Origin of the sequence: Arthrobacter gyeryongensis, from assembly GCF_039543785.1 — a bacterium.
Taxonomy (GTDB): domain Bacteria; phylum Actinomycetota; class Actinomycetes; order Actinomycetales; family Micrococcaceae; genus Arthrobacter; species Arthrobacter gyeryongensis.
In genome coordinates this window covers 68812-91445 of record NZ_BAABKK010000024.1, presented here as the reverse complement: position 1 = coordinate 91445, position 22634 = coordinate 68812, and the positions used below count along the sequence as shown (strand labels likewise).

General features: G+C 63.9%; 22 protein-coding genes. 10 read left to right on the top strand and 12 right to left on the bottom strand.

The window, feature by feature from the left end:
• Window positions 1-84: 84 nt before the first annotated feature.
• The 6 genes from ABEA18_RS16175 to ABEA18_RS16150 form a co-directional block, all read right to left on the bottom strand.
• Window positions 85-1977 carry a transketolase gene (locus tag ABEA18_RS16175; RefSeq protein WP_345450703.1) on the bottom strand — a complete coding sequence of 631 codons (1893 nt, stop codon included), beginning with the start codon at window positions 1975-1977 and terminating at the stop codon, window positions 85-87.
• A 16-nt stretch (window positions 1978-1993) separates the two neighbouring features.
• Window positions 1994-2341: a hypothetical protein gene (locus ABEA18_RS16170; RefSeq protein ID WP_345450701.1), complete on the bottom strand. Its 348-nt coding sequence runs from the start codon at window positions 2339-2341 to the stop codon at window positions 1994-1996.
• A 361-nt stretch (window positions 2342-2702) separates the two neighbouring features.
• Complete coding sequence (locus ABEA18_RS16165; RefSeq protein WP_345450699.1) at window positions 2703-3467, bottom strand: SRPBCC family protein; 765 nt, start codon at window positions 3465-3467, stop codon at window positions 2703-2705.
• Window positions 3468-3523: 56 nt separating this feature from the next.
• Complete coding sequence (locus ABEA18_RS16160) at window positions 3524-3802, bottom strand: hypothetical protein (protein WP_345450697.1); 279 nt, start codon at window positions 3800-3802, stop codon at window positions 3524-3526.
• A 260-nt stretch (window positions 3803-4062) separates the two neighbouring features.
• Window positions 4063-4584, bottom strand: coding sequence for a DUF6328 family protein (locus tag ABEA18_RS16155; protein WP_345450695.1), 522 nt, complete (start codon window positions 4582-4584; stop codon window positions 4063-4065).
• Window positions 4581-4784: a hypothetical protein gene (locus ABEA18_RS16150; protein ID WP_345450693.1), complete on the bottom strand. Its 204-nt coding sequence runs from the start codon at window positions 4782-4784 to the stop codon at window positions 4581-4583. Before ABEA18_RS16150 ends, ABEA18_RS16155 begins: the two co-directional genes overlap by 4 nt.
• Window positions 4785-4861: 77 nt before the next feature.
• On the opposite strand from ABEA18_RS16150, the gene ABEA18_RS16145 reads away from it, so the two are divergent.
• The 4 genes from ABEA18_RS16145 (at window position 4862) to ABEA18_RS16130 (ending at window position 7684) form a co-directional block, all read left to right on the top strand.
• The gene (locus ABEA18_RS16145; RefSeq protein WP_345450691.1) at window positions 4862-5593 is read left to right on the top strand and encodes a DUF72 domain-containing protein; all 732 of its coding nucleotides are present in this window, start codon (window positions 4862-4864) and stop codon (window positions 5591-5593) included.
• Window positions 5594-5629: 36 nt separating this feature from the next.
• Complete coding sequence (locus tag ABEA18_RS16140) at window positions 5630-6610, top strand: cation diffusion facilitator family transporter (protein WP_345450689.1); 981 nt, start codon at window positions 5630-5632, stop codon at window positions 6608-6610.
• Between the two features lie 200 nt (window positions 6611-6810).
• Complete coding sequence (locus tag ABEA18_RS16135) at window positions 6811-7248, top strand: hypothetical protein (RefSeq protein ID WP_345450687.1); 438 nt, start codon at window positions 6811-6813, stop codon at window positions 7246-7248.
• Window positions 7249-7327: 79 nt separating this feature from the next.
• Window positions 7328-7684 (top strand): dienelactone hydrolase family protein, encoded by a 357-nt coding sequence (locus ABEA18_RS16130; protein ID WP_345450685.1) that lies wholly within the window; start codon window positions 7328-7330, stop codon window positions 7682-7684.
• A gap of 188 nt (window positions 7685-7872) precedes the next feature.
• On the opposite strand, the gene ABEA18_RS16125 is transcribed toward ABEA18_RS16130, so the two are convergent.
• From ABEA18_RS16125 to gad, 4 genes are all read right to left on the bottom strand, one after another.
• Window positions 7873-8763, bottom strand: coding sequence for a helix-turn-helix transcriptional regulator (locus ABEA18_RS16125; RefSeq protein WP_345450683.1), 891 nt, complete (start codon window positions 8761-8763; stop codon window positions 7873-7875).
• Between the two features lie 83 nt (window positions 8764-8846).
• Entirely contained in the window at window positions 8847-8999 is a 153-nt protein-coding gene (locus ABEA18_RS16120; protein ID WP_172465612.1) for a hypothetical protein, read from the bottom strand.
• Between the two features lie 89 nt (window positions 9000-9088).
• Window positions 9089-9955 carry a class II glutamine amidotransferase gene (locus ABEA18_RS16115; RefSeq protein WP_345450681.1) on the bottom strand — a complete coding sequence of 289 codons (867 nt, stop codon included), beginning with the start codon at window positions 9953-9955 and terminating at the stop codon, window positions 9089-9091.
• A gap of 43 nt (window positions 9956-9998) precedes the next feature.
• Window positions 9999-11399, bottom strand: a complete 1401-nt coding sequence (gad, locus tag ABEA18_RS16110; RefSeq protein WP_345451197.1) for a glutamate decarboxylase — start codon at window positions 11397-11399, stop codon at window positions 9999-10001.
• Between the two features lie 221 nt (window positions 11400-11620).
• On the opposite strand from gad, the gene ABEA18_RS16105 reads away from it, so the two are divergent.
• The 5 genes from ABEA18_RS16105 to pgsA all read left to right on the top strand — a co-directional run bounded on the left by ABEA18_RS16105 (window position 11621) and on the right by pgsA (window position 17131).
• The gene (locus ABEA18_RS16105) at window positions 11621-13219 is read left to right on the top strand and encodes a S53 family peptidase (RefSeq protein WP_345450679.1); all 1599 of its coding nucleotides are present in this window, start codon (window positions 11621-11623) and stop codon (window positions 13217-13219) included.
• 112 nt (window positions 13220-13331) lie between these two features.
• Entirely contained in the window at window positions 13332-13616 is a 285-nt protein-coding gene (locus ABEA18_RS16100; protein WP_345450677.1) for a YegP family protein, read from the top strand.
• Between the two features lie 244 nt (window positions 13617-13860).
• Window positions 13861-15870, top strand: a complete 2010-nt coding sequence (gene thrS / locus ABEA18_RS16095; RefSeq protein WP_345450675.1) for a threonine--tRNA ligase — start codon at window positions 13861-13863, stop codon at window positions 15868-15870.
• A gap of 30 nt (window positions 15871-15900) precedes the next feature.
• A complete protein-coding gene (locus ABEA18_RS16090) occupies window positions 15901-16509 on the top strand; it encodes an HIT family protein (RefSeq protein WP_345450673.1) in 609 nt (202 codons plus the stop codon).
• Window positions 16502-17131 carry a phosphatidylinositol phosphate synthase gene (gene pgsA / locus ABEA18_RS16085; protein ID WP_345450671.1) on the top strand — a complete coding sequence of 210 codons (630 nt, stop codon included), beginning with the start codon at window positions 16502-16504 and terminating at the stop codon, window positions 17129-17131. The genes ABEA18_RS16090 and pgsA overlap by 8 nt, the downstream gene beginning before the upstream one ends.
• Window positions 17132-17181: 50 nt before the next feature.
• Here pgsA and ABEA18_RS16080 read toward each other — a convergent pair whose 3' ends face one another.
• Complete coding sequence (locus ABEA18_RS16080) at window positions 17182-18984, bottom strand: DUF222 domain-containing protein (RefSeq protein ID WP_345450669.1); 1803 nt, start codon at window positions 18982-18984, stop codon at window positions 17182-17184.
• A gap of 365 nt (window positions 18985-19349) precedes the next feature.
• Between ABEA18_RS16080 and pdxS the strand changes: the two genes are divergently transcribed.
• Window positions 19350-20276, top strand: coding sequence for a pyridoxal 5'-phosphate synthase lyase subunit PdxS (gene pdxS, locus ABEA18_RS16075; protein WP_284982234.1), 927 nt, complete (start codon window positions 19350-19352; stop codon window positions 20274-20276).
• A gap of 322 nt (window positions 20277-20598) precedes the next feature.
• Here the strand turns inward: pdxS and ABEA18_RS16070 are convergent, their stop codons facing one another.
• The gene (locus tag ABEA18_RS16070; protein ID WP_345450667.1) at window positions 20599-22611 is read right to left on the bottom strand and encodes a M3 family metallopeptidase; all 2013 of its coding nucleotides are present in this window, start codon (window positions 22609-22611) and stop codon (window positions 20599-20601) included.
• Window positions 22612-22634 lie beyond the last annotated feature (23 nt).

Below are 22634 nucleotides of genomic sequence, written 5' to 3'. Positions count from 1 at the left end.
TGCGGATCAGAAGGATGAAAATGGCCTCGAAACGACAGTTTGTGACGCGAACGCCGGCGCGCGCGCCGTCGCACCGTTGCGGCCTCAGTCCATGACCAAGTCGCGGGCCGCGGCAGCGATGTGGCGCGCGGAAATACCTGCGGCGTTGAGCAAGTCCTTGGGTTCGCCCGAGCCAGGAAGTTCCCTTACCGCGAGCAGCGCCATATGGAGTTTGGGCGTGTTGGCACTCGCGAGCGCTTCGAGGACGGCCGAGCCGATCCCGCCTTGTGGGTAGTGGTCTTCTGCGACAACAATCCGGCCATCGGTTTCGAGGCACGTCCGGCGCAGGGTGTCGACGTCGACCGGCTTGATGGAGTAGAGGTCGATGACCCGGGCTTTGATCCCCGACCGGGCCAGCTCCTCTGCGGCAGCGAGGCATTCGTGGAGCGTGACGCCGGCGCCGATGAGGGCAACCTGGTCGTCGGGGCCGGCGCCGTGGACCTTGCTCCCGCCAAGGGGGAACTGTTCGTCCGGCCCGTAAATCACGGGATAGGCTCCCCGGGTGGCGCGCAGGTAGGAGATTCCGGGCGTGTCCGCCATGGTGCTCACGAGCTGCGCCGTCGAAGGGGCGTCGGCCGGATAGAGCACCGTGGAGCTGTGCACTGCCCGCATGGCCGCTATGTCCTCCAGGGCCATTTGCGAAGGACCATCTTGCCCGATTTCAACGCCGGCATGCGTACCGACGAGCCGGATATTCACTTCCGAGACTCCGGCCATGCGGATAAAGTCGAATGGCCGCGAAACCAGGAAAGCCGCGAAACTTGAGGCGAAGGCCACGTAACCGCGGACCGAAAGGCCGATGGTTGCGGCGACGAGTTGCTGCTCGGCAATGAACATTTCGAAATACCGCTCAGGGGCCACCTCCTTGAAGTCCCCGGCATGGGTCGAATTCCCCACCTCGCCGTCGAGGACCACCACTTCGGGGCGGACCGCAAGCGCGGACACGGCGGCGCCAAAGGCGGCCCGGGTCGCCACTTTGTCGCCAATTTTCCAATCCGGAAGCGCGACTGAACCGTGAGTTTCCGGCGTGATTGCCGGCGTGCCCGACTCCGGAGACCGGGTGGTCACGCGGACACTGCTCGGCCCGCCAAGGGCAGCTATGGCTTTCTCGGCCATGTCCGCCGGGAGCGCTTTGCCGTGCCAGCCGTTCTGGTCTTCGATCTCAGGTACCCCTTTACCCTTGATTGTCTTGGCCAAAATCACCGTCGGCTGATCGTCGTCGCTGCGGGCCCGGCTCAGGGCGTCGTCTATCTGACTGAGGTCATGGCCGTCGATGATGAGGGGCCGGGCCCCGAAGGCTTCTACCCGCCTGGCGTAGGCGTCCATGTCCCACTGCAGTTCGGTAGGGCCGTCCTGACCGAGCCGGTTGACGTCGACGACGGCGGTGAGGTTGCCGAGCTTGTAGTAGGCGGCCTTGTCGAGGGCCTCCCAGATGGACCCTTCAGCCAGCTCGCTGTCTCCGCACAACACCCAGGTGTGGAAGGGAAGCTTGTCCAGGTACCGTCCTCCGAGGCTCACACCGACGGCGACCGGCAGCCCTTGTCCCAGCGAGCCGGTCGCCACATCCACCCAAGGCAGCACCGGCGTCGGGTGGCCCTGAAGCCGGGCACCGAACTGACGATAGGTGTTCAGCAGTTCCTCTTCCTCGACCACGCCCACGGCCCGATACATGGAGTACAGAAGCGGTGAAGCATGTCCCTTGGAGAAAATGAGGTGGTCGTTGTTTGGCAAAGCCGGGCGTTCCCAGTCGTAGCGAAGGTGCCTGGTGAGGAGGACCGCCATGAGATCCGCGGCCGACAACGACGACGTGGGATGACCCGAGCCGGCGTTGGTGCTGCACCTGATGGAGTCCACACGCAATTGCGTCGCCAGAGCCCGGATGGAATCCATATCTTCGGTTTCCCATCGGGCGGCGGTTGTTGTCCTGTCCTCTGACATCGCCGGTCCCTCCTGCCTAGTGCTCGTTCAGCCGCTCAAGCAAGTTCCCCAAGGCATCGCGAATATCGTCATGGTCGTATTGGCTAGCCCTGCTTTCACCTGAAATCACGGCGCATCGATGGATTTTCTTGAAGTCTCCATACGGGAATTTGTAGCGGCCCTTTTGTCCCTCGGGATGCTCATCGTCCACGCCGAGAAACCATTTCGAATATTGGGCGCTCCCGTTCTTATCCAGGAAGGTGTTCTCATCCTGCGTCGAAGGCGCGTGCTCGCTCCAGTCGTCCCGGGTATCGATGACTACCTTGTTGTCCCGGATAAGGCTCTTCGCATGATCGAAGGCCTTCTTGTTGAGTTTCACGGTCATGCTTGGGACCTCCATCTCCTCCGTCAAACTAATACGGCTTGCCAGCTCACGGGAAGGGAAGGTCGGGACCCGGTTCGGGGACAGGGGGAGGTCCCGGCTCGGGCAGCGGAACCGGCTCGGGGGTTCCCGGGCGGGGTCCGGGTTCGGGCACCGGGCCAGGGGTCGGCACAGGTGTCGGCCCGGGCTCCGGCAACGGCACTGGCTCCGGCGTCGGGCTTGGACCAGGCTCTCGGGTGGCGTCAGCGTTAGGGTCTCGCGTGGGGTCGGGAGGGAACTCGCTCATTGTTTGCTCCTCGAATAGCCGATGAAATCTGGGCGGACGTCCGTGGGGCCGGCCTGTTCGCGGCCGGCCCCACGGGGCTCAGCGGTCCGACTGACGCGGACGGGTTTCTGTGCCTGGGCCACCTTCCGTAGCAGGCCACGATTCGGCGCCGCGTTCCATGGAAGGGTCACGAGGCGATTCTTCCGCGGTGTAATCGCCTTCGATCCGCTCGGCGGGCAGATCCGTGACGCGCGCCGTGCCGTAGTCGCCCTCGGTGTACTGGCCGAGGCGAGTCGGGTCACCGCCGTCGGCAGCCCCCATAGCCGCAGGGGCCGTCAAGTCAGGATCGACGGCGGGCAGCTCCGAGGTGGTCTCCGCGGGGGAGACTGCTGCGCCGGAGTCGTCGACATCGCCGGCGGCCACGGAGCCTCGCCAAGCGCCAGTCTCGTAGCCGCGCTCCTCAATGAATTTCTTGAACTTGTCCAGGTCGGCTGAAACCCGCATGTCGTCGATGCCCACCAGAGAGCCGGCCTTTTCGGCAAAACTCTCCGGCTCCCATTCGATCTCTACACGCACGCGGGTACGGTCCGCGCCAAGTGGCTCGAAGCTCACCGTCCCCGCGTTCCTTGGTCCGTCAATGCTGGCCCAGCTGACCAGTGAGTCCGGGACCTGCTCGAGGATTTGGGCATTGAATTCGCGCTTGACGCCGCCAACGTTGGTGGAAAAATGCAGGGCGGTCTCGTCGATTTGTTCCACCGCTTCGACGCCCTTCATGAATTCCGGGAAAGACTCGAACTGGGTCCATTGGTTGTAAGCCACTGAAACGGGAACTTCCACGTCGATTGTTCGGTTAACGGTAGCCATGTTGGTACTCCTTGCTTGCGCTTGTTCCTGCGGATGTTGGTGGTCCTCTTGGCGGTCTAGCCGGCGTCGAAAGTTTCGCCGTCGTCGTCCTTCGGGGACTTATCCTCTGGCAGTCCTGTCGCATCGCCCTTCGGTTCGGATGAGAAGGAACTCCCTGCCTTGCTTCCCTCGGAGTTCGACTCATCCAGCTCGGCATCAGCCGATGGCACCGCGGCTGATCCGTTGTGCCCGCCCCGATTCGCCTGCTGGGCCCCGCTTCCTGCTGTTTCTTGTTCCGGCGTCGGAGTTCCGTAGCCTCCGGCTGCCTCTTCCTCGGCTGCGTGCTGCTTGTCCATGTCCATACCGTCCATTCCGTGCTGGTTGAACCTGTTGGTGGAAAATCAAGAACCTGCTACTCAAGACGCCGTCCGTCTTGACCGGGAGGCTGGCCCCGGACGAGAAGGCCTTTGGCCTTCTGCCGACGCCCGCTCAAGCCTGTTACCACATCGAAACTAGTAGGCCGGGCGGTCATTTGTCCATGGATTCGGGAAAATTGATCAGCAAACTTACTATGTCGATCGAGAAGGCCTAGACTAGGCCGGCGTGAGGCCTCGAATTAGGGTTCCGGCTCGGCCTTCCGGCGCCCGGGAGACCAGGAAAGCAGCGGGTACAGCAGCACGAGCGCCGCGAGGGCGATAAGGATGCTGCCGCCGGCGGCGAGGCCAGCCTCCGGCCCCACGGCAACGCTGAAGATCAGTCCGGCGCATCCCGCGATCAGCAGGGATACACACGCCACGACGGCCTTGACGATCATGTCCCCTGCAGCCACCAGGCGGTACTTGACGTGATGTTGGAAGAGCCGCCGGTGCAGGCTGACCGGAACAAGCATGAGCCCGGTGGTCATGGTCGCCAGGACAACCAGCAGGAGAAACCACCACTTCTGCAGCTCCGTGAGCGTGCCGAATCTCTGTTGGAACGGCAGGGTCAGCAGGAAGCCGCCGATAATTTGCACGCCTGTCTGGAGGACCCGCAGCTCCTGGAGCAGCTCATTCCAGTTGCGGTCCATCCGTTGGTCCTCGGACTCATGCCGCGTGTCGGGAGTAGGCCCGGGCAGTAGAGGATCCTCCGGTCCGCTCACGACGGGCGCGGCAGTTCGCAGCCTGCCACAGGGTTCAGTCCCATGTAGTTCAGGGGGCCAGCAACAATATTCAGGCTAATTGTTGCCCACTGGGAGCACTGCGCGGGAACTGCGCTGAAGTAGCCACGCTGCCCGGCAGCTACCGCTCCAATTATGAGCCAGATCACCACGATCAGCCCGAAAATCGACCCGATTCGCATGGCTATCGACCAACCTCTCATCGATTCCGAATATCATCAGCTTACTTATTCAGCGACTTCGACCATAGGCTGGCCGGATGGCAACCCACGTAGGGACGTCGGGGTGGAGTTACGACCACTGGGACCACGTGCTCTATCCCGCCGGCACCCCCTCCCGCAACCGGCTCGATTACTACGTGCAGCAATTCGAAACCGTCGAACTCAACGCGAGTTTCTATCGTTGGCCGCGCGATTCATCGTTCGCCAGTTGGCGACGCCGCCTACCTGAAGGGTTCGTGTTTTCGGTCAAGGCGCCCCGTGGGCTCACCCATGGCAAGCGCCTTTATGCCCCTGAAGCCTGGATCGGCAGGATCACCTCGGCGTGGCATGAGCTCGGGGACAGGCGTGGGGTCCTGTTGGTCCAGTTGCCGCCGGGAATGGAGCGCGACGACGGCCGGCTGGCCTATTTCCTTGGCCTCCTCCCCGAGTGGATCAAGGTCGCCGTCGAATTCCGCCATCACAGCTGGCACGACGGGGCCGTCTACGAACTGCTTGAAAGGCACCAAACGGCCTACTGCATCATGAGCGGAGCGGAGCTCCCTTGCGTCCTGAGGGCCACGGCGCCGTTTGTCTACATCAGGATGCATGGGCCGGATCACCATCATCTTTACGGAGGTTCATACTCCGATCAGGACCTGCGCTGGTGGGCGGACCGAATTGCGGAATGGGAGGCCGCGGGCAAGGAGGTCTTCGCCTATTTCAATAACGACGGCGGCGGCAACGCGGTCCGTAACGCCCACACCCTCCGTTCGTTCCTCGGCAGCCACTAGGCGTGGCCTCCACGGTTGTTGGGTACCGTAGCTTCCATGGTTGAAACGAAGAAGGTCAAGATGCCATCTTCATCCCTCATGACCGTGATCTTGGCCTTTGCCGCAAATCTATTGGTCGCCGCGGCAAAAACCGTCGCCGCCATACTTACCGGCTCCGCTTCGATGATCGCCGAGTCCGCCCACTCCTGGGCGGACACCGGCAACCAGATATTCCTGCTGGTGGCTGAAAGGAGATCCTCGAAACAGCGGGACGTGGCCCATCCGATGGGCTACGGCAGGGAAGCTTACGTGTGGTCGATGTTTGCCGCCTTTGGCTTGTTCACCGCAGGGGCTGTCGTGTCGGTGATGCACGGTGTCCAACAGCTTTTCGCACCGGAACCAGCCGGTGATTTCGAGGTCGCCTATGTCGTCCTGGCGATATCGTTCGTGCTCGAAGGGGCCTCGTTCGTCCAGGCGTTCCGCCAGGCCCGCACGTCGGCAAGGCGACTTGAACGTCGCACCTTGGAGCAAGTGCTCAAAAGCTCGGACCCCACCATGCGCGCCGTCTTCGCGGAGGACAGCGCAGCGCTGATAGGCCTGCTCATTGCCTTCTTGGGGATCTTCCTGCACCAGCTCACCGGATCACCGCTCCCGGATGCCCTCGGATCCATATTTGTCGGCATCCTTCTCGGTGTCATCGCGGTGGTGCTGATAGATCGCAATCGTCGCTTCCTCGTCGGTCAGGGCGTTACACCGGAACTCGAGAAGTCGATGGCGATCAGGGTCATGGAACACCCGGAAATCGATCGCCTGACGTATCTGCACCTGGAGTTTGTTGGGCCGCGCAAGCTATACCTCGTGGCGGCTGTGGATATCACGGGCGACCTTCGGGAGCATGAAGTAGCCATCGCGTTGCGCCGTGTTGAACGGGAACTGGAAGACGAGGAGACCGTCGAGGAGGCGGTGCTGACCCTCGCTACGCCCGACGAACCCTCGCTGTCCTTTGACGTTCGGCGACCGTCGCCTGCCGTTGAGTAAACCAGCAGCGGCAATCCGCTGGAACCTCTGGGGAAAACAAGTACAGGCTACTCGTGCCATGTTTCACGCAAAGTTGTTGACTCAAGGGACCAGCATCCGCGCGCTGTCCGGGGCCGCCGATCCGGGCTGCCAACGGCAGGATCGGCCGAACGATAGAACTTGCGCACCGGAAGCACAGTCAATTTTCGAGGGGAGCTGCAATGGACGGGCAAGTATGGATTTGGATCGTGGTGGCGATTGTGATCATCGCGGTGATCGTCGCCGTCGTCGCTTATGGGCGCCGCGCGAAGGACGCAGCTAACCGCAAGCGCGCTGCGGACCTCCGCGAGAAAGCCCGTGCCGACGCCCTCGGAGCTCATGAGCGCAGCGCAGAGGCCGCTCGAGCGGCGGCTGACGCCGCCCGCGCCGAGAGCGAAGCGGAACGCTTGCATCAGGAGGCCACCGACAAGCAGAAGGCGGCCGAACGGGCCAACGAAGCCTCGCAGGAAAGGCTACGGCGCGCAGAAGAGTTGGACCCCGATGCGGGCAACCGCTCGGACACGAATAGTGAGGAACGCCGTCGGGACAGGGACGACGCCGGAGACCGGCGGGAGCGCGACGACGAGCGAGGCGACGAAGAGGGGCGGAGAGGGCCGTAGGCTAGTTGTTCGCGGCCCGCGCCTGCGCCAGGGAAGTGTCCTCAGGGAGCGGATCGAGCTTTGGACGGCTGGCGGGGACGTGGTCCCTTGCCTGTTCCTAAATCCGATCGACGACGATCACCACGTGGGTGCCGTGGTGGCGGTCCGTCAACACGCCGGAAACTATGCTCTGGGAAAGAGCGAGCTCGCCGGGCTCGAAGGTGACCCGCAAATGGCTTTCGCCGTCGAATTGGCCGAGTCCGGCGTTCCGACGCTCGTCCCGGACCTCCTCGGATTCGAAGATGCGCAGGATCTCATGGCTGGTGGCTCAACGCTCCAGGGCGGCCACACGAGGGATATTGCCGTGGCTACTTCGTGGCTCGAAGCTTGCGATGAGGTGCAAGGGCCTCTGGGGATTGTCGGTCATTCGTTGGGCGCCCAGGTGGGGTGTTCTTAGTTGCGGGTTCGGGACGCTTGAGTCCTTCGAACGTGAGGGCATTTCCCATAACCCGGCCTGGTTTGTGCCCAATCTTCGTTTCGTTCCTTTCGAAGGAGGGCACGCCTTTCCGGCCACTCAGAGAAGACACGCCGTTTCGTGGCTCAAGGCCAGCCTGGCCGCAGCCCGATCAACGCCTTAGGCTGCCGTCACACTCCACCTGCAGTGGGTGCGGCTTGGGGTTGATCTGCCAGTTCCTGCGTGGCAGCCCAGCTCGCGAGGAGTCGCAGGGCATCTGCCGAGGGGGAGCCAGGTTCTGCAGGGTAGATGAACAGGGAGAGGCCGGTGTCCGCTGACAATTCCATCGCTTCGAACAGCAGCCGGAGTTCGCCCACCACGGGGTGATGGAAATGCTTGAAGCCGCTGTAGTGGCGGCGCACATTGTGGGCGGCCCAGCGAGTGCGGAATTCATCGCTTCGGGTGGAAAGTTCGCCTACAAGATCGCTCAGTCCGCGGTCGAAGGGGTCGCGGCCGGCCTCGGTGCGCAGGATGGCGACCATGTTGTTGGCAGCGAGTTCCCAATCCGGGAAGAACCTCCGGGCCCGCTCCTCATCCAGGAAAATGAAGCGCGCATAGTTGGCCGGCCTGACCGGGTTGACGTACATCTCGGAATGTAAAGCAAGGCCAAGTTTGTTGGCGGCGAGGATATCCATGCGCGCGTTGCGGACAAATGCCGGCGCGTCAGTGATGGCGTCAAGGGCAAAGTGGACACTTGGCCGGACCTGTTGTGGCGCCGACCGACGCTGCCGCTTGCTCGTCCCGGCTGTGCGCGCCAGATCGAACAGGTGTGCGCTCTCAGCTTCGTCGAGTTGTAGAGCCCTGGCCAATGCTTCCAGTACGCTCTCGGATACTCCGGCAAGGTTTCCGCGTTCCAGCCGCGTGTAATACTCGACGCTTACCCCGGCTAGGATTGCGACTTCTCCGCGACGGAGACCGGCCACGCGCCGGTTCCCGCCCGACGTCGGTAGCCCCGCTTGTTCGGGAGTGATCTTCGCACGCCGGGAAGCAAGGAAATCGCGGGCGTCGTTCCGGTTGTCCATGCGATCAACGATAGTGACGTTTGAGCGCCTTGAGGGAGTCCCTGCCAGTACCTCTGTCAGCCGGAGTTCCCTCCGCGTCAGTGCTAGAAAATGTGGAAATCGCCGGCGTCGGCGTTGGCGGACGGGTACACTACGGGTTCCCGTCCCAGCTCAAGCAGGACGTCATTGATGCTCATTTGCCCGTCGAGTTGGACGGCCGGGACGAAGGCGGTTTCGGATTCGACTTCAGCGGTCATGGATCGATCTTATGCGCGGCGGAGCCCACGGACACGATGAACACGCGGCCATAAGCCCAAGACGCCGGACGCTGTTTTGTGTTCGAGGATCACGGCTTCTGGGATGCTGCCGCGGAGGGGGAGAGGTCGGATAGCGTGAGCGGGTGTGTCGGAGCCTCCGGGAAGGGGTGGCTGATGGTCACACCTAGATCCGGATTGACGTGGACCAACGCACCGCCGGGCAGCGCTCTCCACTCCGGGTTCTCATCCATCGGTTCAGTGGCAATGAGGACGTGACCGGAATGGGCCAAATCCTTGCTGTGGGCGCGGATGCAGGAGCTCCGCGCGTCCAGGGGAGCTGCCTCCTCGGAGTGGGCGGGCAACCGTTCCAAAATGTGCAGTTCATGTGTGTCCGGATACCTGACCGCCCAAACGTCGCTCGCCGTCGTGAGGATCAGGTTCAAGCTGAACACTGGGAGCTCCTTCGCAATCCAGCTGATCGCTTGGCTGATACCTTTGCCGACGTCGCCACCTGCGCGCCTGCTCTCCGCGGTGATCAATGCGAAGAGGCGTTCACTGTCTGTCTGGCCCTTTACCAGATCCGAAACCCCGAACTCAGCCAGCCGCTGATCGAGCCGTTCAAGATCGCCGAAGGCGCCGTTGTGGGCGAACAACCTCCCGTCCTGCTCGAACGGATGCGTGTTGACCATCGTGTGCGCTCCAGTACTGGCATACCGCACGTGGGCCAGGAACGTCGTGCTTTTCAGCACCCGCGCCTCACGCGCGAAGGCGTGATCCTCCCATGCGGCGAGCGGCTGCTTGGCGACATGGGCCTTACCGTCACTGTCGAAGGTGCCTATGCCGGCGCCGTCGGGCTCGCGCCGGCTCTGGTCGGCGAGACTGTCCGGCGCGTCCAGGAGCCAGAAAGTGGCGCGGACTGCTTGTGAACCGGCGTGCAAGCCGAACAATCGGCACATGGCACACATCCATCCTTGAAGCGGTCGGTGGTGAAGCTGCTGGCTAGTGGTGGAACGCCTGGGTTTGCCCGCCGGCGGGCATGGGCGAGGTGAGGCCGTCCAAGTAGGCGACTTCCTTCTTGAGATCGGCCAGGAAACTCGATGCGAGGTCTCGTGTGAAACCGTTCCGGACAACGATCCGTTGGACCGTGATCTCGCCCAATCCCTCCGGCATGGGGTAGGCAGGGACGAGCCATCCATTCATCCGCAGCCGCTCGGACAAGTGGTGAAGGTTCCAGTTCTCCGTGTAGCCGTCGGTGAGCTGCCAAGCAAAGACCGGGATGTCCGATCCGTCGCTCCACAAAGTAAACGGCTCCATCGCCCCTATTTCACTCGATAGATAGAGCGCCACGTCCCGCGAGGTCGCCTGAACGGATTTGTATCCCTCGTATCCGAGCCGGAGGAACAGGTAGTACTGAAGCAGCACCTGGGCGCCGGGCCGCGAGAAGTTCAGGGCGAAGCTCGGCATGTTCCCGCCGAGGTAGCTGACATGGAAGATCAGGTCCTCGGGGAGCGCTTGCTCGTCCCGCCAAATGATCCAGCCAAGACCGGGATAGACCAAGCCGTACTTGTGGCCGGACGTGTTGATCGAGGCAACCCTCGGCAGACGGAAGTCCCAGACTGTCTCCCGTTGCAGGAAGGGCGCAACCATGGCTCCGGAGGCACCGTCGACGTGGATCGGAACATCAAAGCCGTGCTTTTCCTGGATCTCGTCCAGCGCCGCCGAGATTTTTTCGACGGGTTCATAGACTCCCGTGTAGGTCACGCCCATGATCGCCACAACGCCAATGGTGTTCTCGTCCACATACTTGTCCAGCTCGTAGCCGTCCAGCATTTGGTGTTCCTTCGACACCGGAACGTACCGGGCCTCCACATCCCAGTAGTTGCAGAACTTCTCCCAGCACACCTGCACTGCCGAGCTGAGGACCAGGTTGGGTTTGTCGGTGGAAAGGCCGGCCGCCCGCCGCGCGTGCTGCCAGCGACGCTTCAAGGCCAGGCCGCCGAGCATGCATGCCTCGGAGGAACCGATCGTGGAGGTCCCAACGGACTTGGCCGGATCGGGGGCGTTCCACAAGTCGGCGAGCATCCGCCAGCAGCGGGTCTCAATCAACGCCGTCTGGGGGTATTCGTCCTTGTCGATCATGTTCTTGTCGAACGTTTCGGCATACAGCTTCGACGCCTCGGGTTCCATCCAGGTTCCAACGAACGTGGCGAGGTTCAGGCGGGAGTTGCCGTCCAACATGGCTTCGTCGTGGACAACCTGATAAGCAGTCGAAGGAAGGGACTCACCGTCCGGAATGGTGAACCGTGGAAAAATACTGGATTCTCCCGGCCGGCTGAACACCGGGTTCAATTCAACTGCGGTGTCGGGTTCATGGGCTGATGTTCGGTGTGACCTATTGATGGTTCGCTCCTTTGACTCGCCGCTGCGCCGGCCATTGCTGTGGCTTGGGCCGCCAAGGCCCCACGCTACCGTGGGCAGCCGCCGTGCCCAAGCCCTTCGGAAGCCGCGCCAGCCGAGTCGGCGCCAGTGACCATTCCTGTTCCACGCCATGGTGCCAAAGTGGCTCCTGGTGCATAATCGCAGGGGACGAAGCTCTCTCACAGCGAGCGTAGGAGGCACCAATGTCGATGCAGGACACTCCAGAAGAGCGACAGCCTAAGGAAACGCAAAGCGTTCCGCTGCCCGGATCTGACAGGGCTCCGGCTCCGGGCGTCCGGGACGTTCTCGGTCCCGTCGATCCTTCGCGTCGGATCGAGGCGACGGTCATCCTGAGGCGCCAGGAAGAGATGCCCGAAGTTCCGTCCGCTGCGCTTTCGCGGGACGAACTGGCCTCCCGGTACGGCGCGTCGGCAGCAGACCTTGATCTCGCTGTACGCACCTTCGCCGACCTCGGTCTCGACGTCGTGGAGTCGGACGCAGCCAGCCGCAGGATTCGGCTGTCTGGAACCGTGGAGCGCATGAGCAGCATCTTCGGTACGTCGCTTGACGAGCTGACGAGCCGAAGCCCGGACGGCACCGCTGTCACCCACCGGCATCGCACCGGGGGCCTGCAAGTACCTGCAGATCTCGACGGCGTCGTCGTCGCCGTCCTCGGCCTTGACGATCGGCCGCAGGCCCGGGCCCAATTCCGCGCCATTCCCCTGGCCTCTGCCGGTACCAGCTACACCCCGCCCCAGCTGGGAAAGATCTACAACTTTCCTGAGGGAACGGACGGAACGGGCCAAACTGTTGCCATCCTTGAGCTGGGCGGCGGCTACGGACAGCAAGACCTTGACACCTACTTCCAGGGCCTGGGGATCGCCACGCCCAGCGTCACCGCGGTGGGAGTCGACGGCGGGGCGAACCAGCCCGGACAGGATCCGGCGGGCGCCGACGGGGAAGTCCTGCTCGACGTCGAAGTGGTCGGCGCCTTGGCGCCCAAGGCCACCATCGTGGTCTATTTCGCTCCCAACACGGACGCCGGATTCCTGGACGCGATTGTCGCAGCCTCCCATGCAAATCCGGCGCCGGCCGCGATCAGCATAAGTTGGGGCCAGAGCGAAGACGCCTGGACTGCCCAAGCCCGGACGGCTTTCGACCAGGCGCTGGCCGATGCCGCGGCCCTCGGGGTGACCGTGACAGCCGCAGCCGGGGACAACGGCAGCGCGGACGGCGCAACGGACAACAAGGATCACGCCGATTTTCCGGCGTCGAGCCCGCATGTGCTGGCCTGCGGCGGAACCCGCCTTCAAGCAGACGCCGCGACAGGCGTCATCAGCGCGGAAACGGTCTGGAACGACGGCCCCAACTCGGCTACTGGCGGAGGTTACAGCGATGTCTTTCCGGTTCCGTCCTGGCAGTCCGGCATCTCGGGGCACGCCAAGCACAAGCCTGCGCCCAAGAAGGCCGGAAGGGGCGTCCCGGATGTCAGCGGCGTCGCCGACCCGCAGACGGGTTACAAGGTGCGCGTCGACGGGAAAGACATGGTGATCGGCGGAACCAGTGCGGTCGCACCGCTCTGGGCGGCCCTGGTTGCCCGCCTCGCGCAGGCCACTAACAGGCGCTTCGGGCTCATCCAGCCGCTGCTTTACCAAAACGGCAACCAACCGGCGTCGGGCTTCCATGACATCGTTTCAGGCTCCAATGGGAGTTACCACGCCGGGACCGGCTGGGATCCCTGCACTGGCCTGGGCAGTCCGGACGGCAGTGCCCTCCTTGCATTGCTTCAAGCAAAGCCTTAGCGGACCTGCCCGAACTGTTGCAGTACTCCCAAAGAACCACCGCCCAAATGGGTTTGGCTCGGTAAACTGGTTGGTGTCCTTTACAACCGCAGGTTTCAAAGGAGGCTACACAATGGCTGGATACTTTGAGCTGGTCGACGGACCCAACGATGGGTACAGGATTGCGCTGCGCGACGGCGAAGGCGACATTCTGGCGATGTCTACGACTTTTGCCACCAAACAATCGGCTGTCCGCGGGATATCCACGCTCAGGGAGATCGCCGGAACGGCCCTCATCAAGGACCGGAGCCACGGACGCTGGACGCCGTCCCTTGAGCGCCAGGCACACCACTTGCATCTGTTCCACCAACCTGCGTGGCGGAAGCACGAAGTGAGAAGCGCCGCGGGCCGCTCGTAGCCCTGCGCTAGCGCGCGTTCGCGAACCGCCCCGCACCCCGGACCCAAAGGCCCGCCCATGTGGATTGAACGGGCCGCAATGGCGCATGCCAAAAAGCCGTGCGGCACCAAGTCTCCTCGGCGAAAAACGGCGCGCCCGCGCCTGCTTTGGCTGCCCCAGCCGGAGCGGATACGATGGACGATGGCTGGCTGTGGTCCCCGTACGCCACAAGCTATGAAGCCTTATCAATGAATAGGAGACACCCGTGTCAGATGCCCAGCAGATCACCCTCATCGTCGATGGCGAAGAGACCAAGGTGACGGAAGGGACCACCGGCGCGGAACTCTTCTTTGAGCGCCGCGACGTCGTAGTGGCCCGGGTCGACGGCGAACTGAAAGACCTCGACCAGGTGCTGCCCGAGGGCGCCCAGGTAGATGGCATCACCATCGACTCGCCGGACGGACTGAACGTCCTGCGCCACTCCACCGCGCACGTCATGGCCCAGGCTGTGCAGCAGCTTCGTCCGGACGCCAAACTCGGAATCGGCCCATACATCACAGACGGCTTCTACTTCGACTTCGATGTTGCCGAGCCCTTCACTCCTGAAGACCTGCGCCAACTTGAGAAGATGATGCAAAAGATCATCAACCAGAACCAGAAGTTCGTGCGCCGCGTCGTCACTGAAGACGAAGCCCGCGAAGCCATGAAGGGCGAGCCCTACAAGCTTGAACTGCTGGGCAAGAAGAATGACGCCGCCGACGCCGGCGAGGGCGTCAACGTCGAGGTGGGCGCCGGAGACATCACCATCTACGACAACGTGGACCGCAAGAGCGGTGACAGCGTCTGGTGCGATCTTTGCCGCGGCCCGCACTTGCCCAACACCAAGCTGATCTCCAACGCCTTCGCCCTGACCCGCTCCTCGGCGGCATACTGGCTGGGCAACCAGAACAACCAGCAGCTGCAGCGCATCTACGGCACCGCCTGGCCCACCAAGGACGCGCTGAAGGCATACCAGGAGCGCATCGCCGAGGCCGAGCGCCGCGATCACCGCAAGCTCGGCGCGGAGCTGGATCTGTTTTCCTTCCCGGATGAGCTGGGCTCCGGCCTGCCGGTGTTCCACCCCAAGGGCGGCATCATCCGCAAGGCGATGGAGGACTATTCGCGCCAGCGTCACGTGGACGCCGGGTACGAGTTCGTCTACACCCCGCACATCACCAAGGGGCACCTCTACGAAGTCTCCGGCCACCTTGACTGGTACAAGGAAGGCATGTTCCCGGCGATGCACATCGACGCGGAACTGAACGACGACGGCACCGTGCGCAAGCCCGGCCAGGACTACTACCTGAAGCCGATGAACTGCCCCATGCACAACCTGATCTTCCGGTCACGCGGCCGATCGTACCGGGAACTGCCCCTTCGGCTCTTCGAATTCGGCTCTGTGTACCGCTACGAGAAGTCCGGTGTTGTCCACGGCCTGACCCGCGTACGCGGCATGACACAGGACGACGCCCACATCTACTGCACCCGCGAGCAGATGAAGGACGAACTCACCACAACCCTGAACTTCGTCCTTGGCCTGCTCAAGGACTACGGACTGGATGACTTCTACCTTGAACTGTCCACCAAGAACGAAGACAAGTTCGTTGGAGAGGACGCCGCCTGGGAGGAAGCCACCCGGACCTTGGCCGAAGTAGCCGAGGCCTCGGGGCTGGAGCTGGTCCCGGATCCGGGTGGAGCCGCGTTCTACGGTCCCAAGATCTCCGTGCAGGCGAAGGACGCGTTGGGCCGCACCTGGCAGATGTCCACCATCCAGCTCGACTTCAACTTGCCTGAGCGGTTCGAGCTGGAGTTCCAGGCTGCCGACGGCACCCGCCAGCGTCCGGTCATGATCCACCGCGCTTTGTTCGGCTCAGTGGAGCGTTTCATGGGCGTACTGACCGAACACTACGCGGGAGCATTCCCCGCGTGGCTCTCGCCCGTGCAGGTGGTTGGCATTCCGGTGGCGGAGGCTTTCAATGACTACATGTTCGACGTCGTCGGCCAGCTCAAGGCCGCGGGCATCCGTGCCGAGGTGGACATTTCCTCGGACCGTTTCCCGAAGAAGATCCGCACCGCGAGCAAGGACAAGATTCCTTTCGTCCTCATTGCCGGGGGAGAGGACGCAGAGGCCGGCGCGGTTTCGTTCCGCTTCCGCGACGGTAGCCAGGACAATGGTGTGCCCGTTGCCGAGGCCGTCCGAAGGATTGTGGACGCCGTCAAGAACCGCGAGAGCTGACGAGTCGGACACCGCGGGGGGCAGGAAACAGTGCAGGAGAACACGGGCGTGACAGCTGAGTATCCGGGCGATGCCGAAGTGACTGACGACTTCGGCCTGGCAGGTGTTCCTGATGCCTTCCAGCGCCTGTGGACTCCTCACCGCCTTGCCTACATCAAGGGCGGGCAGAACCAGTTCAAAAACCAGGACGATTGCCCGTTCTGCGTAGCTCCGAGCCGCACGGACGAGGAATCCCTCATCGTGCGGCGCGGCAAGACGTGCTACGTGGTGCTCAATTTGTTCCCTTACAACCCCGGTCATTTGCTGGTGTGTCCTTACCGGCACGTTCCGGACTACACGGACATCACAGTGCAGGAAACGGCGGAAATGGCAGAGCTCACGCAGACCGCTATGCGGGTCCTGCGAAAGGTGGCCAACCCGAGCGGCTTCAACCTGGGCATGAACCAAGGCGTGGCAGGCGGGGCGGGAATCGCCGCACACCTGCATCAGCACGTGGTTCCTCGCTGGGGTGGGGACGGGAACTTCTTCCCGATCATCGCCCAGACGAAGGCCATCACTCAGACCCTTGACGAAGTTCGCCAGCAAGTGGCCGACGCCTGGCCGGAAGAGTCGGATCTCTCCGGGGAGACGGATGCTTAATCGGCACGCCCGCGGGTTTTTCACCGGGCTGTTCTCGCCCCTTGCCCGGTTCCTACTCAGGGTTGGGGTCACGCCCGACGCCGTCACCGTCGTCGGGACCGCCGGCGTTGTTCTCGGCGCCCTGATTCTCTACCCCCTGGGCCAGCTCTGGTGGGGTTCGCTGCTGATCGCCGTTTTCGCGCTGTCCGACGTCGTGGACGGCATCATGGCGAGGGAGCAGGGACGCAGCGGACCGTGGGGAAACTTCCTCGACTCCACGCTGGACCGGCTGGCAGACGGCGCCATTTTCGCCGGCGTCGCAATCTGGTTCTTCATGGGCGGCGGGAACAGCGCGATTGCAATCGCGTCCCTGGCCTGCCTGGTGCTTGGGATGGTGGTTTCGTACGCCCGCGCCAAGGCTGAATCATTGGGCTTCTACGCCAATGTGGGGATCGCCGAGCGCGCCGAGCGGCTCATTTCGGTGCTCCTCGTCACCGGCCTGACCGGACTGGGGCTGCCTCCCGTCGTCTTGCTGGTGACCCTTCTCATGCTCGCCGCCGCTACGGCCGTCACAGTCGTCCAAAGGATGGCAGCCGTCCGCGAACAGGCGATGGCAGACGTCGACGGCGGGACGCCCGCTTAAGCGGTGGGATCATCCTGTCGTGTGCAGGCACGTTTCCTGTCAGGGCAGGTTTATGTCCGGGTGGGTCTGAAGTGGTGGTTGCGTCGGGGTGTTTGGCGGGGGTCGACGTGGGGCGGTGGTTTGAACCATGCCGTGCCGGTGTCCAGGGTGATGGTCCAGTGTTCTTTGTGGATGACGTGGTGGTGGTGGCTGCACAGGAGGGTGCCGTTGTCGGTTCCTGTGGTGCCGCCGTTGGACCAGTAGGTGATGTGGTGGGCTTCGCACCAGGGTGCGGGGATGGTGCAGTCGGGGAAGGCGCAGCCTTGGTCGCGGGCGATGATGGCTTTGCGGATGTGGGGCGGGAAGATGCGGGTGGTGCGGCCGATGTCCAGGACGCGGCTATCGCTGCCGAGCAGGACGGGGATGATGTCCGCGTCGCAGGCGATCTTGCGGATGACCGCGGGGTGGAGCGGGCCCTGGAAGGTGGACGCGCCGCTGCCGGGGCGGGGGCCGGCGGCGCCGGGCGTTTCGCGGTCGAGGCGGTTGACGCGGTTGACGTGTTCGACGCGGTCGAGGAGGTCTCGGTAGTCGATGGTGACCATTACCTGGGGCCGGAGGCCGCCGTTGGCGGGCAGTTCGCCGGTGGAGAGGGCCACTGCGCAGGCGCCGGTGAGCCCGTCGAGGAGTTTCTGTGCCCGGGAGCGGCGGTCCAGGGCGGGGTGCGCGCCGCCGTCGTCAGCTGCGCCGTCGTCAGCTGCGCCGCCGTCAGCTGCGCCGCCATCAGCTGCGTCGTTGTCGGTGGTGTGCTGGAGGCGGGGGTTGGTGGCGGTGTTCATGGCGGTGGCGAGGGTTTCGAATTGTTCGGCGGTGGCGAAGATTTCCAGGTGGTGCAGGCCGCGGCGGGGTTGGCGGATGAACGCTCCCTGGCGGTGGCGCAGTTCTTCCTCGCCGGGTTCGGGACCGTCCTGGTCGATGGCATCGACCCAGCGCCTGGCCATCCGGGAGACGAAATCCGGATCGCTCTGAACCGCGGTGCGGGTCAGGGCGTGTTCCATCTGCCCGGCGGTGTCCGCGTCGGCGAGGTGGCGTACCTGGTCCAGGGCCGTGCTGATGATCGTGGCCGAGCGGGAGGGCAGGGCCGCCGAGGCAAGGGCCGCGGCGAGGACTTCGTGCCGTGCGGGGACGTCCTGCCCGGCGATCCCGGTCTGCGGGAGCACCCCGGAGGCCAGGGCGAGCCGGCGCCTGGCCTCGCCAATGCCGATCCGCAGCCTGGCGCGCAGGAATTCGGCGGCGTTCCGGTACCCGTCGTCGGCCGCGGCGGCGGCTGCCGTGAGGCCGGGCGCTGCCGCAAGGCCGGCCGCATAACCTTCTGAGCCGGCCGCGGTTGCCCCCGCGGCGTCCGCGGCTGTTGCGGTGTCGGCTTCAGTTCCCGCGTCCGCTGCGGTGGCGGTGGATTCGGTCCAGCCGGTCCGCCAGCCCGCCGCCGGGGACGGCTGCCGGGAGGCCTGGGCTTCGCTGCGGGTCCGTTCCACGGCCCGGGCCGCGACGAGCTGTAAGAACTCGACCGTCCGGGAGATCTCTTCGACCGTGCCGGCGAAATCAGCGGCCTCGGGGAAACCGAACGAGCGGGCGTCGGCGACGGCGGTTGAGCGCAGTGCATCCATCGCCGCGACCGCCAGGTCAAGGCCACCCGCGGGGGACGGCGCGGTGGCAGGGTTTAGGAGCTGGGAAGGGTTTTGGAGCCGGGCCGGGTTTTGGAACTGGGCGTGCCGGGCGGGGACGGGCTTCAGGCGGCGGGAAAGACGTCCCAACGACGCGATCCCGACCTCGGGCGGGGCTGCCCGACGTGCCACGAGTTGACCGATGCCTTCCATGAATAAACCCTGTCACGGGGGTCTGACATTTAAGGCCCCCGCGTGCCAATCGGCGTCGCGAAAAGCGAAACAAGGAAAACACGTCCCAAATATCAGGTGCTGAGCTCCCAATGAATCCGGATCGCCTCAGCGACCGGGCCGGTGCTGCACTCACAATTGCCGAAGACAGATTCCCGCGCCTTCGCCCCGCCGGTGCCGGCAGGACCGGGTGGCCGAGGCTGGTAATCAAGTACGACGGGCACAGCGCAGGGGACTAGTATTGAAGTTACTTGGTCAATGTGACCTGGAAATCCGGTGCGCGCTGTGTGTGGCCCCTGTCCGCCTGCGCCCCGGCCAAGGTCTTCTATCTACCCATAGGGGTTTTTGTGTCTACACCTGATGTAAGCAACGAAGCCGGTTCGTCCGCAGCCAGCGTTACGGGCAGCAACCGCGTCAAGCGCGGCATGGCCGAGATGCTCAAGGGCGGCGTCATCATGGACGTCGTCAACGTCGAGCAGGCCCGCATCGCCGAAGATGCCGGTGCCGTGGCCGTGATGGCGCTCGAGCGCGTTCCCGCCGACATCCGCGCCCAGGGCGGCGTGTCCCGCATGTCGGACCCGGACATGATCGACGCGATTATCGCCGCCGTGTCCATCCCCGTCATGGCCAAGGCCCGTATCGGCCACTTCGTCGAGGCACAGGTCCTTCAGTCTCTCGGCGTGGACTACATCGACGAGTCCGAGGTTCTGACCCCGGCCGACTACACCCACCACATCGACAAGTGGAACTTCACCGTTCCCTTCGTCTGCGGTGCCACCAACCTCGGCGAAGCTCTGCGCCGCATCAACGAGGGCGCGGCCATGATCCGCTCCAAGGGCGAGGCTGGCACCGGCGACGTCTCCAACGCCACCACCCACATGCGCCAGATCCGCGCCGAGATCCTCCGCCTCTCCACGCTTCCCGAGGATGAGCTCTACGTCGCCGCCAAGGAACTTCAGGCCCCGTACGAACTCGTCAAGGAAGTCGCCGCGACCGGCAAGCTCCCTGTCGTCCTCTTCACCGCCGGCGGCATCGCCACCCCGGCCGACGCTGCCATGATGATGCAGCTCGGCGCGGACGGCGTGTTCGTCGGTTCGGGCATCTTCAAGTCCGGCAACCCGGCCCAGCGTGCCGCCGCCGTCGTGAAGGCCACCACCTTCTTCGACGACCCCGACGTCATCGCCAAGGTCTCCCGCGGTCTGGGCGAAGCGATGGTCGGCATCAACGTCGAGGAAATCCCCGAGCCGCACCGCCTCGCCGAGCGCGGCTGGTAGGTCTTAGTTAAGCCGGCGCTCCGTTGGCGCGCCGGACGGCGCTGATCCCCGCGCTCCATTGGTGCGCCGGACGGCGCTGATCCTCGGCCTGCTATTCCCCGCGACTCGCTGCCGCGGCTTTGCAGCGGCTAGGGGCGGGGGCCCTTTTACGCAGGCTGCCGGATCACACCGTCCGACGCCTTGTGCGGCTGTAAGTACGACGGCGGCCGGTCACCTTCTTCGGTGACCGGCCGCCGTCGCGCGTTAACCCCGCTGACTCGCAGTTGTTGTCGTTATGAGGCTCCAAAGCGACAACAACTGCGAGCTAGTTGGGCCAGGCAGGCTACTCCAGTCCGCGGCGCTTCAGGAGGGGCTCGAGGGAGGCTTCGCGGCCCCGGAGCGTGCGGAAGGATTCCAGCGGATCCCGGCTGTTTCCGCGGGAGAGCAGTTCCGAGCGAAACCGTTCACCGTTCCGGCGCAGCAAGCCGCCGTTTTCCGTGAACCAGTCCACCGTTTCCGCGTCGAGCACTTCACTCCAGATGTACGAGTAGTACCCGGCTGCGTAGAAGTCACCCGCGAAGATGTGTTGGAAGTACCCCGTGCGGTACCGGGGCGGAATGAGGGAGTGCGCCACGCCTGCCGCAGCCAATGCCTTGGCTTCGAAATCCTGCGCATCCTGGGGAACTCCGTCGACGTCCAGCACGTGCCAGGCCAGGTCCAAAAGGGCGGCACCGAGGTATTCGGTGGTGGCGAAACCTTCGCCCCAGAGCTTGGACTCGTTAAGGCGATCGATGATGTCCTGGGGGAGCGGCTCGCCGGTGGCGTAGTGGCGCGCATAGTTGCCGATGATCTCGGGCCACATGATCCACATCTCGTTGACCTGTGACGGATACTCAACGAAGTCCCGGGGGACCGAGGTTCCGGAGAATCGTGGATACGTGACGTTGGAGAAGAGTCCGTGCAAGGCATGGCCGAACTCGTGGAACGTGGTCCTGACTTCGTCCAGGGTGAGCAAGGTGGGTTCCCCGGCCGGAGGTTTGGAGATGTTCAGGTTGTTGATCACCACCGCCTTGGTACCCAGGAGCGCTGATTGTTCAAGGAGCGAGTTCATCCACGCGCCGCCACGCTTCGAGTCCCGCGCGTAGTAGTCGCCCAGGAAAAGGCCAAGCTCGGAGCCGTCCTCGTTCCGCACCTCCCAGACGCGGACGTCGGGGTGGTATCCCCCAAGGTCCTTCCGCTCGTGGAAAGTAATACCGAAGAGGCTCGCGGCTGCGAAGAACACGCCGTCCACCAATACCCGGTCCAATTCGAAATAGGGCCGTAGCAGCTGTTCGTCCACCTCGTACCGCTCCCGGCGGACCTTCGAGGAGTAGTACGCCCAGTCCCAGGCTTCCAGCGGGTGCCCCGCGCTCTCCGCCAAGGCGCCCGCTTCGGCGTCGGCATTGCGGATGGCGGCAGGAGCAAGCCGGTTCAGCATCGCCTGGACGGACGCGAAATCGGGGGCGGTCTGGCGGTCCATGACCAGTTCGGCGTAGTTGCCGAACCCGAGAAGTGTCGCCTTCTCGGCCCTCAAACGCACCATCGCCTTCGCCAGCTCCATGACGTCCAGGCTGCCGCCGTCGCTGCCCCTCGCAATGGACGCCTCATAGAGGCGGCGCCGGAGCTCACGATTCTGCAAAGAAGCCAAAGCAGGTTGGTTGCTCGGTTGAATGAGGGTCAGGAGGTATTTCCCCTCGTGTCCGGCAGAGCGTGCTGCCTCGGCGGCGCTGGCGATGTCGTCCGCCGGCAGGCCGGCAAGTTCGGTGGCGTCATCCACCACAAGCGCGGCGGCCTTCATGGCTTCCTTGACGCGTTGCCCGTACTCCGTTCCCAAACGGGAGAGCTCCGCATTGAGGCTCTTGAGCTTTTCCTGGTCAGCCGGGTCAATTTGGATCCCGGACTGTCGGAATTCCCGGAGGTATTCCTGCACCAGCCGGATGGATTCATCGTCAAGTCCTGAGGTGTCTATGGCTGCGAAACGCTCGTACAGTCCGCGGTTGAGGTAGACCGTGTCCTGATGGCTCGCGAAACGGGGAGACAGCTCGGTTTCGAGTTCGCGGATGGACTCAGAGGCATCGGCAGAAACCAGTGTGAAGAAGGAGGCCGCTGCCCGCTCCAACAGGCGGCCGGAGCGTTCCATCGCAACCGCCGTGTTTTCGAAGGACGCAGGCTCCGGATTGTCCACGATGGACTGGATCTCGGCCAGGTGCTCAGCGAGGCCCGCGTCCACGGCTTCTGCGTAGTGGCTGTCCTGGATCGTTGCGAAGGGCGGCAATCCGAAGGGAAGGGTACTCGGCTCCAAGAGAGGGTTCGTCATGAAGCAACCCTTTCATGCAGGGC